Annotated in this window: 12 protein-coding genes; 2 read left to right on the top strand and 10 right to left on the bottom strand. The window is 62.0% G+C overall.

All coding sequences use genetic code 11. The features are described 5' to 3' along the window. The gene (gene mobF / locus QX132_RS21820; protein WP_316162849.1) at positions 1-1,137 is read left to right on the top strand and encodes a MobF family relaxase; all 1,137 of its coding nucleotides are present in this window, start codon (positions 1-3) and stop codon (positions 1,135-1,137) included. Positions 1,138-2,326: 1,189 nt separating this feature from the next. Here the strand turns inward: mobF and QX132_RS21815 are convergent. From QX132_RS21815 to QX132_RS21805, 3 genes are all read right to left on the bottom strand, one after another. Next, positions 2,327-3,523: a DUF932 domain-containing protein gene (locus QX132_RS21815; RefSeq protein ID WP_316162848.1), complete on the bottom strand. Its 1,197-nt coding sequence runs from the start codon at positions 3,521-3,523 to the stop codon at positions 2,327-2,329. 360 nt (positions 3,524-3,883) lie between these two features. Continuing rightward, positions 3,884-4,195: a DUF736 domain-containing protein gene (locus QX132_RS21810; protein WP_316162847.1), complete on the bottom strand. Its 312-nt coding sequence runs from the start codon at positions 4,193-4,195 to the stop codon at positions 3,884-3,886. Between the two features lie 718 nt (positions 4,196-4,913). Next, complete coding sequence (locus QX132_RS21805; protein ID WP_316162846.1) at positions 4,914-6,929, bottom strand: ParB/RepB/Spo0J family partition protein; 2,016 nt, start codon at positions 6,927-6,929, stop codon at positions 4,914-4,916. A gap of 1,092 nt (positions 6,930-8,021) precedes the next feature. Between QX132_RS21805 and QX132_RS21800 the strand changes: the two genes are divergently transcribed. Beyond that, on the top strand, positions 8,022-8,597 hold the full coding sequence (locus QX132_RS21800; RefSeq protein WP_316162845.1) for a hypothetical protein: 576 nt from the start codon (positions 8,022-8,024) through the stop codon (positions 8,595-8,597). 13 nt (positions 8,598-8,610) lie between these two features. Here QX132_RS21800 and QX132_RS21795 read toward each other — a convergent pair whose 3' ends face one another. The 7 genes from QX132_RS21795 to QX132_RS21765 all read right to left on the bottom strand — a co-directional run bounded on the left by QX132_RS21795 (position 8,611) and on the right by QX132_RS21765 (position 15,342). Next, on the bottom strand, positions 8,611-9,561 hold the full coding sequence (locus QX132_RS21795; RefSeq protein WP_316162844.1) for a hypothetical protein: 951 nt from the start codon (positions 9,559-9,561) through the stop codon (positions 8,611-8,613). Positions 9,562-9,758: 197 nt separating this feature from the next. Continuing rightward, positions 9,759-10,310, bottom strand: a complete 552-nt coding sequence (locus QX132_RS21790; protein WP_316162843.1) for a hypothetical protein — start codon at positions 10,308-10,310, stop codon at positions 9,759-9,761. Positions 10,311-10,452: 142 nt separating this feature from the next. After that, positions 10,453-11,331, bottom strand: coding sequence for a nucleotidyl transferase AbiEii/AbiGii toxin family protein (locus QX132_RS21785; RefSeq protein WP_316162842.1), 879 nt, complete (start codon positions 11,329-11,331; stop codon positions 10,453-10,455). After that, positions 11,324-11,965, bottom strand: coding sequence for a type IV toxin-antitoxin system AbiEi family antitoxin domain-containing protein (locus QX132_RS21780; protein ID WP_316162841.1), 642 nt, complete (start codon positions 11,963-11,965; stop codon positions 11,324-11,326). Before QX132_RS21780 ends, QX132_RS21785 begins: the two co-directional genes overlap by 8 nt. A gap of 122 nt (positions 11,966-12,087) precedes the next feature. Further along, positions 12,088-13,098: a tyrosine-type recombinase/integrase gene (locus QX132_RS21775; protein ID WP_316162840.1), complete on the bottom strand. Its 1,011-nt coding sequence runs from the start codon at positions 13,096-13,098 to the stop codon at positions 12,088-12,090. 58 nt (positions 13,099-13,156) lie between these two features. Next, positions 13,157-13,942 (bottom strand): hypothetical protein, encoded by a 786-nt coding sequence (locus QX132_RS21770; RefSeq protein ID WP_316162839.1) that lies wholly within the window; start codon positions 13,940-13,942, stop codon positions 13,157-13,159. Between the two features lie 599 nt (positions 13,943-14,541). Beyond that, on the bottom strand, positions 14,542-15,342 hold the full coding sequence (locus QX132_RS21765; protein ID WP_316162838.1) for a hypothetical protein: 801 nt from the start codon (positions 15,340-15,342) through the stop codon (positions 14,542-14,544). Positions 15,343-15,358 lie beyond the last annotated feature (16 nt).

Genomic DNA, 15,358 nt, shown 5'->3' with positions numbered 1-15,358 from the left:
ATGGTGGCCTCGATCTCCGCGCGAGGAAATGCTGCCTCCGCCTTGCGCTATTACGACCATCTGCAGCGCGACGACTACTATAGCCGGGAAGGACAGCCGCCCGGCCGCTGGGCCGGCCGCGGCGCCGAGCGGCTGAGTCTCGTTGGACCAGTCACGCATGCCGAGTTCGACGCCGCGCTGGGAGGCGTCGATCCCAGGACTGGCGAGCGGCTTGCGCAGGTTGGCGGGCGCGGACAGGAGCATTCGGCCGGCTGGGACATGACCTTCAGCGCCCCGAAATCGGTCTCGGTGTTATGGGCACTCTCCGAAGGGCACGACCGGGAGGGGATCGAGCAAGCCCATCGCTCGGCGGTGCTGGCCGCAACAGCGCATCTGGAAGCGACTGCCGGCTGGGCCAGACGTGGCCGGGGCGGCGCCACGCGGGAGCGAACGGCGGGACTTCTAATGGCACAGTTCGACCATCACACCAGCCGCGAATCCGATCCGCAGCTGCACACCCACGCCTTCATCTTCAACCTCGCCCCGCGCCGCGACGGCAGTTGGGGCGCGATCCTTAGCCGTGAGCTCTACAAGGCGCAAAAGGAGGCGGGCCTGACTTACCGCCGTGCACTTGCCTCGGAGCTGGAGCGGCAGGGCATTCGGATTGAGCGGCGGACTGATACGTTTCGGGTTGCAGGCATCCCGCGCAATGTTGAGCGGGCTTTCTCCAAGCGGCGCCAGGCCATCGAGGAAGCCGCCCGTGTTCACGGTTATAGCACGCCAAAGGGCATGGAGCTGGCCGCCCTGCGAACCCGCCGGCCCAAACGCGACGCAAGGCTCGGCGATCTCGTCAAGCATTGGCAGGCAGAAGCCAGAGCGCTCGGATTCGAGCTTGGCCAAAGCCACCAGCACGTACAGACGATGGTCGCCTCCAGCGGCCGACCTGGTCCAACGCGGTCCGCTGGCTGGCAAGCTGCCCCCTCCCCGCGGTCGGCGTCCGCACCATCAGCGGTCGCGCCGGCAATCACAAACACGGAGCAACACCGCGCTGCCCAACTCGGATCTCGGCTCGGCCACGCCATTCGTGCGCTGGATCAACCTGCCGAAATGTCCGGCGTCAGGATCAAGATTCGCTATCGAGAACGCGAGCGGGAATGACCGATAGCCAGAAGGTCGAACCGATCCGGCTGCGGCTTGACTACGTCACCGGCTCCGGCGGCGACCGCCCAAGACGCTCGTCTCTCACCTCACGGCTTGCGTTGCGGTCAATCGATGCTCGCAGGGATTTCGTTTTCTGGAGCACCGCCAACGCTCGGGCCGGTCGACTTCGTCGGCCTGACCACCCGCGTGAAACCGAACGAATTCTGGCACCGGATCGATGGCAAGAACTGCGCCCCGCCGCTGTAATCGCGTCTCACGCGCGCCAAGTCGTTGTTGGAAAATTGAATTCCGGCCGGTTAGACGGCAGGCCGTCAGCGTTTTTTCCTCATGTGTAAACAGGGTTCCATAGAGAAAAATCGTCTCACCTCAATGAGATAGCCGCATGCGGCCTGCGAAGCGTCAGCACCGGAGGTGCATAGGGTGTGAAAAACTTCTTCCTTCTCTTCCCTGAACCTTACCTCTGCTATTCATTGCCTTTCCCCGCTTGTGAAGTAGCCCAATCCCAGCCCGCCGGAATGCACAACTACTGCAATGGACCCGTTGATGAGGCCTCGATCATGATGCAACCCGGAGGCTTTCCGAGTGCGTAATTCGTGCAGCCTCTTTGCAGAGAATCGGCGAGAGCGCCGCTTCCACCGCCGTACGGAAATGAAACTGTCTTGGCAGTCTGCGGCAAGCCGATTGCGGCTCATAGCGCCCGTCGAGGCTGAGACTCGCCATCCGATAACGATGGGCAGCGACGAGGCAGCACCGCCGAAGGCCAAGGTTGAAGCTGCTTCCATCACGTGGCGACCGCGGCGCTGCTACCGACTTTTTGCCCGGCCGCTGTAAATCGGATGTCCGTTCGCGGTACGCTGTTGGCCAGAAGCCAGCGCCAGCCTCGTCACTATGTACCGATGTCGGAGATGATATCGTACCATGCTGAATGCGCACGAAGCCGACGATCTTGGGAGATCGACAAACCAGCGCAAACCAAAAACGTCGGACAATTCGTCCGTCCGACTGGCAGTCGTATCGGTGGTTGATTGTCAAACTGTGCTCTCTCGCGAGCCGGGCCGAAGGCCCGGCGAACCTCGGCCGCGTCCACGCGGCCGCGCCGCCGCTCCGGGTTGCGGGAGCGGCGGCGCTGAAGATCAGACATGCAGACGGCCGCGCAACCGGTGTCACCCGGTTGCGCGGTTTGTGGTCAGCTAACACGCTCCATCAGACGCCTGGCCTTGCCTTCCAGTTCGAGCCTTGCGTCCTGATGCGCCTTGCTTCGGGCCACGACGGTGATGCCCTGCACGAAGTCGAAAATGCTCTCCGGCTTGCGGTTCTCCTCGCCAAGAACGGCTTCAATGACCTTCGACGTCTCGGTTTTGGAAAAGCCATTCTTGCGCAGAAAGCTCTCGCGATCCTCATCCGTGCGGGCAACGATCCGCTGTCTTGCGGCCGCAATGCCGGCAACGAATGGCGCGGGCGAGGAATTGGCGAAATTCGACAATGCCGGTGCAGCCTCATGGGCAAACCGTTGCGCGGCGAACTTCGAATGCCGGATGGTGATCTGCTCGAAATTCTCCACGCCCCAGAGGTTGCGGTTCATGCAGACGGCGCGCAGATAGAAGCTGGCGATGCCAAGCGTCTTGCTGCCGACCTCGCTGTTCCAACAGTAGAAGCCCCGGAAGTAGACATCCGGCGAGCCGTCCGGCAGCCGCCCCGCTTCGATCGGATTGGAGTCGTCGACCAGAAACAGGAACACGTCGCGGTCGCTGGCGTAGAGCGTGGTCGTGTCCTTGGTGACATCCACAAAGGGATTGTGGGTCATGGTCGACCAGTCCAGCACACCCGGCACCTTCCATCGGGTATCGCCGGTGCTATTGCCTGCGATCTGCATAACGGCGGCAACCAGTTCGTGATCCCAGATGCGGCCATAGTCCGGACCGGTGACGGCACGAAGCTCAACCCGGCCGCTGTCGGCCTCCAGGGTTTTCACCAGTTCGGCACGGTGCGACAGCAGGCCGTGTTGCAGGTTGATGGCCGATAGCGGGGCCGGCAGTTGCCGCAAGTAAACGCCCGGGGCGCCCACCAGCGTGCACAGCTGGCCAAAACTCCAATGCGTCGGCGCGACAGGCTCAGTTTGTCCCGGAACGATCAATGCCAACCGCTCGGCATTCTCCCGGGCAGCCTCGACGCGGATAGCCCGACTTTCGACGGTGCGGGCCTGCGCGCATTCGGCCCGGCCGCGTACGGCGTCATAGAGGTCCGGCAAATTGAGGAAGCGTTCGTCATCTGGACGCGCAAACCACTCCGACGACACCCGGCCAATGCGCTGGCCGCGCGAGATATCCACCCGGAATCCGCTGGAAACCGATTGTTCGCCGTGCTGTGACATCGTCACGTTCATTGTCACTCTCCTGTTCAGGTTGAAGCGCAGCGCTGCGCTGCAACCCTGCCCGTCGGCGAGACCTGGGGTAGCAAGGGCAAGGGCGGCCGGTCGTGGAGGGGATCACCCGCCTGACAAGGGCGCGCGGGATCCGCGCGCGTCTGCACGCGCCATTCAATTCGATATTCTTGTGATCGATGGAGGCGCGGAAGACCGGGGAACCGCACCGGCCGGCACGTGGTCGTACTTCACCCTTGCCTGCGCGAGGGCGGAGCCCTGAGCGATCGCTCTTCAGAAAAAGAGCCTTGGCCTTCCTTTTGGACGGCGATGAGCATGCAAAAAGCCCCGCCTCCGAAGAGGCGGGGCAGATGATCCCAGGGATCAATCGCCGCTGCGGCGCGACCAGATCAAAGTGAAACCGTCGTCGCCCTCGATCTTGACCAGTGAGGCGTAGATCGGCGCCGGGAAGCTCGGATCGTCGAGCTTGACCGAGAGATATTCGCGGTCGCTGTCGCGGCCGGTCTTCTTCCAGGCCGCACCGAACTCGATGGCGCCTGCCCAGATGCGGTAGTCCGGCGCCCTGTCGTTGTCCTTTTCGGACGCGACGAACTTGACCTTGATGTTGAGCGTCAGCGTCTTGATCGAGCCGGTATAGCCGTTGTCCGACGCGGTGAAGGTGCCGATGGTTGCCATGGTGGTCTCCGTCTGTTTGCTCGGGCCGCGCCCATCGCGGCCTCGATGGCGGTCCTTGGCCCGGGGAGCGATCGGCCCGCAGCCGTCAGGCCCGCAGCGCCAGCGGAGGACGGCGAGAGTCGGCTTTTTTGGCTTCCCGCGAGGAATGCCGCCGCTTGGCGGCAGGGAAAAAAGCAGGCATCGAGCCGTTGCGGGAAGGCGATCGAGGCTTTTGCCGGCCCTCGGGCCTGATCAGCCATTCGAGGCCCGCGTCGGACGCGCGCCATGACGAACGGACGGAGACCCATCGCGACCGGACCGACGCGACACACCAACACGGCTGGATCGATCAGACCCGCGCTGACGTCTCGACATCGACACCAGATCGAGCACTGCGAAGGCGAAGGGCAGCGGCCGACATCGCAACGTCTCGCACGAAATCGAAAGCGTGGCTGGCGTTGCCGCGCAATGGATCGACGGTCTCCAGAGGTCAGGCCATCCCGAGCTCAGAGCCCCTGCCCCGGCTGCATCGCGATGGTCAAGGTCGAAGGCGTCACGCACCGATCCCTCGTCTGCACCGCCAGCCTGGGAAATCGCCGTCCGCGTCATCCTTCAGGCGGGGCTTGCATGGGGCAGTCGGCACAGTTGGCATCCTTCGAACCGGCCGCGCGCCGATCAGCGCGCGGCCACATTTTTTTTGGAACCAGTCGGAGCCGCTCACGCGGCCCCGAGCTTCCTTTCATTCGGCAGCCATCCGGTATGTCGCCCCGTTTTGCTGGCTCGGCGTTTCGCTTACGCGCTCCTGATCGGATTTGGGCGTCCTCAACAGCGCCGGCAGCCAACCGGTCGCGGCCAGCAATTGCTCAGCGGCTTCCGCCATGTCGCGCTTCTTCATGTCAGCGATCCGCTCGGCAGCCTCCGTGCTGACCCCTTCCCGCACGGCATCCAGAATGTGTGCCTTGGTCACACGGCCGAGATAGCTGCGCGCCGTTGGCCGCCAATATCCGGTCATATGTAGTTCAACCGCTTGCGCCAGCCGGTCGGCTGTGGCCAGGGCGCGCGGCCGCCGCTCCCATGGCAGCTTGACGGCATTGACGGTCAGCGCAACGCAATGCGCGAACAGGGCCATGCGGCTGTCGTGATCGAGTGCGGCCACGAAGCTCCACAGGCCGGCAACGTCGCGCGGCATCTGCCTTGCCCAATTGGCGTGGCGATCCGCCCACGCCTTCCCGGGCGCGGTATCCTCGATCCCATCGGCATGTGATGCCAGATCGATCTTGACCGGCTGGATGCTGACGACATGGGCATTGGCGCCGATGTAGAAGATTTGCGCGGCCAGCGCATGGGTCACGGCAACAATGGCTGTTTCCGGCTGTTCGCTCAGATCAAGCCGCAGCCCCAAGGTGCGGTGCGCGGTGAGGTCACGGACAAGCAGGTCCGACAACCGACTGTCCTCATCCTCGTCGTCGGTCTCACTCTCCTCACCCTCCCCACCCTCGGCAGCTTCGCCACCTGCGCCTTCGGCCTCCAGCGGCTCCGATGCATCGCCGACCTGCTCCGGTTGCGATCGCGGCTTTTCATCCTCAGGCCGGATGAACCCGCGTTCGATCCGAAGGTCCCCGTCATGGCTGAGGATCACGAAGGCACCGCCACGTGCGATATCATCCGGATCATACGCCTGCCGCTTGGCCTCCAGCCGGTCGATCTCGGCCTCAAGCTCGCAGAACCGGACGTCGACATGGTCGGGGATTTCGTCCGTGGTCTGATGCCATTCGGACAGCTGGTCAATCTGGTTCCGCGCGGCCTCCAGTGCCGCCTGATCCTCGGCCGACAGCTCGACCTGATGGGAGTAGACCCGCCGCAAGCCATGCGCGCGCGGGAAATCAAGATGGGCTTCCGTCCATTTCCAGCCCTCAGTCGCTCGCAGCCTATCGGCTTCGCGGCCAAGCCGTGCCGTCACCAGCAGATCGAGCAGGGCCACGTCTTCCAGATAGCCGCCGCGATCCTCCGTAAACAGGTCACGCAGGACGGTGCCGCCCGCCTCCACATAGGCTTCGATGCCGACAAAGCGAGCGCGGCGGTCCGTGGCAGGCACATGGGTTTCGGTGAGAAGACGGCGGATGGTGCCGGCGTCGCGGCTGTAGGACAGCCGCTCAAAGACAGCTTCCTGCCGAGGATGATCCTCGGTGAGCGCAAACGCCATCAACTGCTCAAGGGTCAAATCGCCATCGCGATAGACCTGCATCAGTTTCGGTGAGACTACGGCCAATCGCAGCCGCTGCCGCACCACCTGGGCAGTCACACCGAAGCGGGCCGCGATCTCCTCGACGCCAAACCCGCGCTCGTCGGCAAGCTTCTTGAACGCCTCGAACTGGTCGGCGGGATGCATGTTTTCCCGGGTGACGTTCTCGTCGAGGCTGATCTCATGGGCATCGTTGGCGGTGTCGACGATGCAGCGGATCGGCTCGGTCTTCTTGATCTCCTTCCGCTTCACGCGCAGGAGCTGGGCCAAGCGCCTGCCCTCGCCGATGGTCACGAAATAGAATTCGGTCGCGGCCCCCTCTCCATCCAACTCCGGCTCGACAACGAGGTTCTGCAGGATACCCTTGGCAGCAATGCTCGCCGCCAGGGCCTCGATCGCCGCCTCGCTGTGCGGCGTCTTGCGGGCATTCCTCGGGGACTTCTTGAGCTTGTTGAGCGGAATGAAAATCTCCGTCCCGCTCTCCACAACGGTTTCCACTGATTTGGCCGACATGATCGATCTCCCTTCTCCGGCTTGATGGGCGCAAAGCGCGCACACTCCGCGCCTGCGCCCCTGCCCGTCGGCGAGACCGGGGGTAGCAAGTGCCAGGGCGATCCGAGCGGAGGGGGATCGCCCGCCCGAAAGGGCCGCTCGAAGAGCGGGTCTGCACAAGCGCATGACTGGCCGCGAAGATTCAGGACGTGAGGAAGCGCGGAAGACCGGGGAGACCGCTCGGATCGGCGGCGGCGTTGGCCGGCGCTTCACCCTGGCGCGCGGGCGGGGCAGCGCCCCATAGTTCTTCAACAGAGAAAAAGAAGCGTATGGGCGGAGCGCCAGCGGAGACCACTCGCGGGTCGCGAGACCGGTTAATAGGGCAGCCGCAGGAGCGTCAGCATAGCGCCGCCGAAGGCGGGACGCGGGACCGACTGCCCCCGGCGAGCGAATCGAGCGCAACTTCACGACCCGTTAGTATCAATTTTGCCGTTGTGATATCGTCTCAATGTTGTGCATGTCGATACACGGCGTGTGCATGTTCACTGAGCTAGTTTTTTCGTTGAGGACCACATGGCTAAGAAAGCGAAGAAGGCAAAGAAGACCGCCAAGGCAGCCACCAAGAAAGTGGCTAAGAAGACCGCAAAGAAAAAGAAGTAGTCGCTCCTACGACTAAGAGATTGCGCCTCCGGGTCGCACCCCGGACGCAAAGCGAAACCTCTCCCAGGGATCTGAAACGTCCTTTGCAGCCGTACGGTTTCGCGGCAAAGTAAGATAAGGCCGGACCTTTGTGCAGGTGGCTAATGCATAAAGGTCCGGTTCTTCGTTTCTGACCTGAAGCGCATGATCTGCTCTTGCGCGAAGGATCCATGCCGCATGGCCGCGACGCTCTTGCGGCGCGGTTCACGAGAGTCTGGTCCGCGAATGCGGGCGCGCCCCCAACGATATCGTTTACCCCACCTGTCTGATCTTCCGCCAGGCATCGAACTCTTCGTCAAACATCTAATCGCGTAACTTGACCGCATTCACAGTGCGTTTGCTCCAACTCATGAAGGTTTATCCTGTCGCGATTTAGCCCATGAGCTGCATGACACGCCGTCCGGTAGAATTATCTTGCGGCAAGCAGAATCGGATGGTCCGGCGGAAAAACTAGCATTGTATGAAGGCCGCACACTGACGCTTGGTCAGCGTCGACCGCGACTGGAATTGCGCGACAAGTTGAGACGCCTCGAGAACCAGGAGGCCTATCTTGCTACAGGAATCAAGCTGATGCTGAGCGACCCTTCGGTGTCGCCATACTTGCTGGAGGTCTACCGAGATACGGGGGATTTGCCCCTAGCGGTTAGCTCATTCATTCGCCACGAGCTCGATCCGGAAAAAGGTCGCATCTTGCCGGCACAGGTCAGGCTAAGACTTTACGCGCCTCAAGATGCTGAAGTTCGAAGATCAATGTACATGAGCCAAGCACAAGGCTCCTTGATCATGAAGCTCATGCAGAAGCGCATAAAGAAATACAAGAAGCCCCTCACCGATACAGTCGACGAATTACCCGACAAGGTTCGCGCTCGGATCGCGATCCCAGGGGTGATTGCCGAGATTCTTCGCCAGCTCGAAGAGGGCCGATCCATCGATGAACTCCGGCGTGGAGGGTTTCTCGATATTGGCCACTGGAAAATTGAGATGGGTTGAGAGAATGCCGCCATCAGCGAAGATGCTTCATCTCCTCGACCAATCTCGCCCGCGCATCCATTTGCTCTCGCGTCGGCAGGTATATGAACATCTCGCGTTGCCATTGACCGAGACCTTGCACGTCAAAATCCACTCGAACGGATAACCTATTGCTCGTTGGTTCTTCCGCCAGCAGTTCGACGCCGCGGACGCGAGTAACGCAGTGCAGAGGCGTTCGTTTAACGCCCATCGAGCTATCGTCGCGGGGAATAGCGGCCTGACGCACAAGGTCGAGCTTCATCATGAGCGCGAGCCACGGCGTTCCCTTGAAGGTTTGGTAGTATTCAAAAAAGCGCATCCCGGCAGAGGGTGCAAAGACATTTTCATCGCGTTGCATCGACAATACGGATTGAACTTTCTGCGGGAAATAATCCAGACCCGAAAGGCGCGCGATGCTACCCTTGGAATCCAGATAGAGGTCGTGTGTTTCCGGGTGCAGCGCCAGGCCGCTTCCCAGCCTTTGGACATCAACGCGAGGAAATCCCGGAGCGACAGGGCACAACAGACTGTAGCCGTCATCATGCTTCGAGAGCCGCGGCGCGTTTGATAGTACCCGTCCATCGCCAATTGCGTTGGAGAGTACATATTTGTCTTGAGGCGCAGCCTGACCGAATTCATCGACGAAAGAAATCAGAGCATTTATGTCACCGACGACGAAATGCCGTAGCCTCAATGTCCAACTTGCGGCTGAAATATCGGTGACATCGCCAGCGAAGACTACATCGGGACCGACAGCTAGAAGGTCCGCACCTAAGTCTGGATTTGCACCTGTCCGAAGCGCCTTCGCGCAGGCTGCTTCGTGACGAACTTTCATCGTGCGAAGCGTTTCGATCGGGTATGAAACTTCATCCCTATCAATCAATGCGGCATGATCTGCACAAAGCCAGATAGCGTTGTCGATGCTGGAGCGCTCATCGCTGGTCATCTTGGCGTCGTAACGCCGACTTCCTGGTCCCGACGCCGCCCCGCTGATATGTGCGGTAATGCCGATTGAGGTGACGGCTGTCGATGACTCCTCGCTTGGACCGACGGTGAGCTTTGGACACCCGTCAAAAGAACAACGCCACCCCGCGCGTGCGGCAACCGCCCTTTTGATCCTAGGAGAGAACTCGTCGCGGTTGTTCATGTCTCGCTGGCGTTCTGCGCGCTTCCCTGCGAATGCAGTTCGCGGCATGCCTCCTGCTCTTTTCGATTGAGTTCGGCCACGTAGTCCTTCAGCTCTTTGTTGTCGTCAACGGCGAAGAAGCGGAGTGGCAGCGGCGCGGGCTGGCCTTGCACCATTATGGGGTCGGCGGCGTCATCGGGCAGGAACTTGATCTTCCCGTTGCGGTCGAGGGGCGCATGGCGGCGCTCTGGGTATGGTGTCACGTCCACACGTTCTCCCTCGGGCGACACCCACACGGCATGATGGGTCAAGTAAATATAGAGCGGGAGCCCTTCGATATTCTGGGCGAACCGATGGTGGAAGGTATAGCCGGACTGGGCGCTGCCTCCGCATTCGGCAATCTTGCGCGCGACATTGCGAAAGCAATCCGTCGGCCGGGCCCACGGCTCGGGCCGATGAACCACCAGCTCGATGGGCTGCTGGCTCACCTGTTTGCCTATCGTGGCAAAGATCGCATCTGAAACTGACCTAACGATCATGTGGCCATGCGGCTTCCGGCTCAAAGACATGCAACTCCTGAAGTTAGGGTGCCCCGTTCTGCCTTCAAGGTCCAGGGCGCTCATCATCGGAGGCGTCGGTGATGACCATGATCGACCTGTTGATGTTGTTGATGCTGCTGCCGGTGATGATCGAGATCATCATCATGTTCACCTACGCCGCCCCGCCCTTCAAGGCGCGCGCCTTCCCGGCCCGAGGCATCAGGAATTCCGCGAGCGTGTTCGCGACCTCGGTCAGCGGTCCGGGATCGACCGCGACCTGCTTGGTGAACGCCGCCCACTGATCCTTCTTGCCGGCGTCCTCGGTGAAAGCCGCAGTCAGCGCGTCGGGGCGCACGGTCGGAATCTCCGTCTTGCGGCGCTCAAACGTGGCCTTGATGGCGCGCGCCAGCGCGTCGCCCTCGAACTTGTAGGAACGGATCAGCACCCATACGTCATAGAAATCCTTCATGCGGCTGCTCGCGAGCCCCAGCGCGACCATGGCCTGGAATTTCTCGGCGATCACGGTCTCGCGGGGATAGGAGCGCAGCTTCGGCGCTGGGAAGTCCAGCAACACCGGCAGGTCGGTTTCCTGCAAGCCGGGCTCGGTCGCGTCGCCGAAGGCGATGTCGATGACGACACGGACGCGGGCGTTGTCGACCGTGGCGTTGCCCTTGATCCGCACGCCGCCATATTCGGTTTCGTCGCGGATGCGGTCGACCGTGAAGCTCTTCGGATCGAAAGTCACGCCATCCGATGCGTCGATGGCGGCGAGTTCCTTGAAGATCGCCAGCAACGCCTCGGGGTCGGGATTGCCCATGCCGAGAAGATCGAGGTCGCGGGTCGGCCGGAACTGGTTGTCGACCCAGGTCGCGAGCAGCATCGCGCCCTTGAGGACGAAGCGCTCGCGGTACTCGGTCGAGCCGAGACGATAGAGCAGCCGCTCCAGCACATAGCGCGTGAGAAGCAGCTCGAAGGGCTGATTGCGCTCTTGGCTAAGCGCGAGCAGCCGCGCGCGCACCGAGGCGCCGACATTGCGGAGTTGGTCAGCCATTCGCGGTCATCGCCTCCAGATAGGGCTCCATCGCCTTCCATACCCCGGCCTTGCGCGCGTAGTCCGCGATCTCGGCGGGTTTTGCCTTGCGCGTACGCAGCGCCTCGCGCAGGCCTTCGAGCGCGAGATTGAGGCCGGTGCTATGGCGATACCGTGTTCCCGCGCTCTTGCGGTAGCGAAAGAGGTCGACCACGGTCTTGGCCGGATTGAAGATCTTCACGGGCACGCCTTCGATGAGATGGGTCTCAACGCCCTCCACCAGCCGTTCGGGCTTGAAATGGACGAACTGCATGGGTGGATGGGTCTGACGAGGTTGCCGGTCCTTCGGGCCGATGGCCAGCCAGACTCGCGAGGGGATGGTGTCCGTCAGATCGTGATAGGCGAGCGCCGAGGTCAGCGCGACGACCCCCTTGGGAGCGCGCTTGGCGGCCTCGGCGAGCGTATGATGCGTGTCAATCGGCGCGTCGGGCAGTTGGTAGAGCCCGCGGCCAAGCTGGCTGACGAGTCCCTTTTTCTTCATGCGGGCGATGGTTGCCGGGGTGATGCCGGCGGCGACAAGCTCGGAGAGACGCACGATGCCGCGCTCCTTGAGGAGCGTGATGGCTTTGTCCTGCTGGGTCGGTGACTTTGTCATGACACACATATGGTTTGTTCCGCAGGATATAAAATATCTATATCCTACTTTTTATATCATAAGGGAGCCAACCCTAACAACCGGTAAAACGCCATCTAACCCTTTGATCTAACTATCTTTCATCATGGCACAAAATCCGACCAGGTCCGATTTGCATTCTTGACCGGTGCGGGCTTGGTCGGGCTTTCGATGGTCGCCGCGATCGCATCCATGGCCGCCGCGTGGCTGTCGGACCGAAACAGATGGCCATATCGATCCATGGTGACTTGCAGGATGGAATGCCCCGCGAAGGTCTGCACCGTCTTCGGCGGAAGGCCCGCGTCGATCCAGCAGGAAATCGCGAAATGACGCAGCGCGTGCCAGTTGAAGAATTCCGGCCGGTCGTTGCGCTGCTGCTCCTGCCAACGCGCGGCCAGGCGCTTGAACAGCGGACGCCATTTCGATTTGACCATGGCGTCATGACTCCAGTACCCGCCCTTGAAGTTGGGGAAGACGAGGTCGGCGGGCTGCGGATAGCGCGTCTTCTGCCGCCAGCCTTGCAGGGCGCGGATAACGGCTTCGCCGAGCGGGACGGAGCGCAGGCCCGCGCGGGTCTTGGGCACGTCCTCGGTCCGGAAGCTATCGACGCGGGTCTCGATGCGAACCTCGCGGCGCTGGAAATTAACGTGCTTCCAGCGGAGGGCGTGAAGCTCGCCCGCGCGGACGCCGGTCGAGGCCGCGAACATCAGGAGGACGCGAAAGCGCTCGTCGGCAAGTTCGATCAATTGCCGCATCACGTCGGGATCGGGCGGAACGATCTGGCGGGCCTCGTCGGCGCGGCTCGCGATCACTTCAACGTCCTTGGCGGCGTTGAAGGCGAGAAGATCAATCGAGATGCCATAAGCCAGCATCACTTGCAGCATTCCGATGATCTTGCGGGTGGTCGCGACGGAAAGGCCCGTCGCGCGGAGATCATCGCGGAAGCGGTTGACGACGCCGACGGTGAGGTCGGCGAGCTTGTGGCCGCCAAGGCCTTTGTCGAAGTAGCTGAATTCCGTGCCGGGCTTGGCGTGCTTGGCGGCGTGCCATTCGGGATCGGGGCAGATGTAGTTGCGGACGTAGCCCTCGTAGACCTGGAAATTCCGGCGGGGCATGCGCTCGCCGCGCTCCATGCGGCCGCGGCAATGGTCGAGGAACGTCTCCGCCAGCTCGCTAACAAGAATCTTTGTGGCCTCCGGCCGATATGTGCCCGTGCGGATTACCACCGCTCCCGCCCGCGCGATGACATCCGCGCGCGAACACATCCTCGCCGCGCAAGGCCTCGATCTCGGCTTCGAGGCGCTCGGCCTCGGCCACCGCCTCTTCGGAATCGTAGTCGATTTCGAGGGCCTCGTATTGCTCTTCGAGCGCCGCGAGGCGCAATTGCTCGTCCTCGCTCATCGGGCGCGTGTCCGGATAGACGCGGCGGCACGCGGCGAGCGCGGTATGATCGAAGCGCGGCATGATCTCGACCCACTTCCAGCCTTCCGCCCGCACGGGTCCGGCGGCGGCTTCAAGCTTCTTGGCCGCGAGATCGAACAGCAGCGCGGCATCGGTGAAGAAGCCTTCGTGTTCCTCGTCGAACAGGTCGGAGAGGATCGCGCCGCCCGCCGCGCAATAGGCGTCCTTGCCAATAAAGATAGCGCGGGGATCGGACGCCGCGACATGCGCTTCCGTGAGAGCGTCGATGATTTCCTGCCGCGTCACGTCGGGCCCAAGGTCGTTCCAGACCTGCTCCTGACGTTTGGTGTCATCGGTGATGGCGAAGGCGCTCAATTCAGCGAGCGAAAAGCAACCCTCGCGGTAAGCTTCAATCAGCAGCGGGCTGACGGCGGCGAGCTTGAGGCGCTGCCTGACCACGGCGGGGGTCACGCCGAACCGTGCGCCGATGTCCTCGGCGCCGAGGCCCTTTTCGGTATGGAGCGCATGGAAACGCTCGAACTGGTCGGCGGGGTGCATCGGGGTGCGTATTTCGTTCTCGGCGAGCGAGATTTCTTCCGCGTCATGTTCGGTCTCGATGATGCAGCGGATCGGCTCGGTCTTCTTGATTTCCTTGCGCTTGACCGCTTGACGGATCGACCAGGATTCTCGGTTTTAGCCGGAACAGCACCCCGGTCGGGACGTGGCGAAGATCGAGATAGGTCGTCGCAATCCGCCAGTCGTGCGATTGCCTCACAAAGTCTTGCATGGCGAACCTCAGGAGATTTTCGATCCTGTAGAGGTTCGCGCAGGCGAAGCGGACGCGCCATGGACGCTTCCCTTGCGTTACATAATCGCGCCAAAGATTCCGCTCGCTGCATCAGGGCCGGGCGCCCAGGCCGGAGCGAAGCGGAGGCAGGAGAGATGGCACCCGCAGGAGGGTCAGCATAGCGCCGACGCGGAACGCGGCGGGACCCGGGACCGAGTGCAGTCGCGAGACCGGTTAACAAGGCACCCGCGTTCGGGGCAGTGATAGCGGTGCCGCGAAGCGGCAGCCCCTAACGCGAGTGCCTCCGGCGAGCGACACCATATCGCGCAAGGGATCGAAGCCGAATGGCCGAGACGCAAGGCGACTCGGTTCACGAGAGCCCGTTCCGCGACCAGCGGGTGCGCCAAAGCTCGCTAGTTGGGAAAGCACCCACAGCCACCGTTGCCCCGATATGAATGCATTCTGGTGCATTGGTCCGTTGGCAATCGACGCACGCGTAGTGCGTTCCCATGTTGCAGCCGTTGTGTGTGCGTCGCCACTCATCCCGTTGCCGCGCGAGTGCCTGTTGCTGCTCCTGCAGCTGCTGCTGCCGCTGGAGCTGCAATTGCAACTTTTGCTGGGCAATTGCATTCTGGCGGTCAATTTCATCCTGAGCGGCTTTCTGTTTCGCCTGTTCCTGAGCGCGGATGCGATCCTGCTCATCTTGCTGGCGTTGGCGGGCCGCAGCGGCTTGTCGGTCAAGCTCCTGTTGCCGTGCTCTTTGGGCCTCTTCAGCACGCCGCCGCTCCTCGGCCTTTACCGCGGCTGCCCTGGACATAATGTCCTGGGCGATCTCTGACGTAATGGGCAGAAGAGGACTTCCTGTCATCGGATCAAAACCTGGCGCGTCGTAGAGCGTGTAGGCCCCTGCTTGACTCAGCAAGTACCAAATGCGCGGCTTTGAAGTGGTTGGATCGAAGAATTTTAGCGTCGCGACGTCGGCTGTAATTTCGTGGGGCGCTGGCGTCCCATACTCAAAATAACGGTCTCGAATAAAATAGCCCGTGGTGACTAAAGCGACGAGACCGGCAAGGACGGCCAGAGCCTTATGGTTCTTGCCCCAGTCCGAAAATACGGCTCCTCCGGTCGCAATGTATGGGAGCGCAAACAAGAACCACTCGATCAGGCGCATCGATCGTCCATTCGGC

This window comes from Bradyrhizobium sp. SZCCHNRI20481 (assembly GCF_032485055.1).
Lineage (GTDB): Bacteria > Pseudomonadota > Alphaproteobacteria > Rhizobiales > Xanthobacteraceae > Bradyrhizobium.
The sequence above is the reverse complement of the archived record's forward strand: the minus strand, read 5'-3'. Positions and strand labels throughout refer to the sequence as shown.

What these genes read in the sequence shown, in the direction of transcription:
- QX132_RS21805 (WP_316162846.1), bottom strand. Translation starts at nt 6,929, where the DNA reads ATGTCGGCCAAATCAGTGGAAACCGTTGTGGAGAGCGGGACGGAGATT.
- QX132_RS21795 (WP_316162844.1), bottom strand. Translation starts at nt 9,561, where the DNA reads ATGACCAGCGATGAGCGCTCCAGCATCGACAACGCTATCTGGCTTTGT.
- QX132_RS21815 (WP_316162848.1), bottom strand. Translation starts at nt 3,523, where the DNA reads ATGAACGTGACGATGTCACAGCACGGCGAACAATCGGTTTCCAGCGGA.
- mobF (WP_316162849.1), top strand. Translation starts at nt 1, where the DNA reads ATGGTGGCCTCGATCTCCGCGCGAGGAAATGCTGCCTCCGCCTTGCGC.
- QX132_RS21765 (WP_316162838.1), bottom strand. Translation starts at nt 15,342, where the DNA reads ATGCGCCTGATCGAGTGGTTCTTGTTTGCGCTCCCATACATTGCGACC.
- QX132_RS21775 (WP_316162840.1), bottom strand. Translation starts at nt 13,098, where the DNA reads ATGCCCCGCCGGAATTTCCAGGTCTACGAGGGCTACGTCCGCAACTAC.
- QX132_RS21770 (WP_316162839.1), bottom strand. Translation starts at nt 13,942, where the DNA reads ATGCACCCCGCCGACCAGTTCGAGCGTTTCCATGCGCTCCATACCGAA.
- QX132_RS21790 (WP_316162843.1), bottom strand. Translation starts at nt 10,310, where the DNA reads ATGTCTTTGAGCCGGAAGCCGCATGGCCACATGATCGTTAGGTCAGTT.
- QX132_RS21785 (WP_316162842.1), bottom strand. Translation starts at nt 11,331, where the DNA reads ATGGCTGACCAACTCCGCAATGTCGGCGCCTCGGTGCGCGCGCGGCTG.
- QX132_RS21810 (WP_316162847.1), bottom strand. Translation starts at nt 4,195, where the DNA reads ATGGCAACCATCGGCACCTTCACCGCGTCGGACAACGGCTATACCGGC.
- QX132_RS21780 (WP_316162841.1), bottom strand. Translation starts at nt 11,965, where the DNA reads ATGACAAAGTCACCGACCCAGCAGGACAAAGCCATCACGCTCCTCAAG.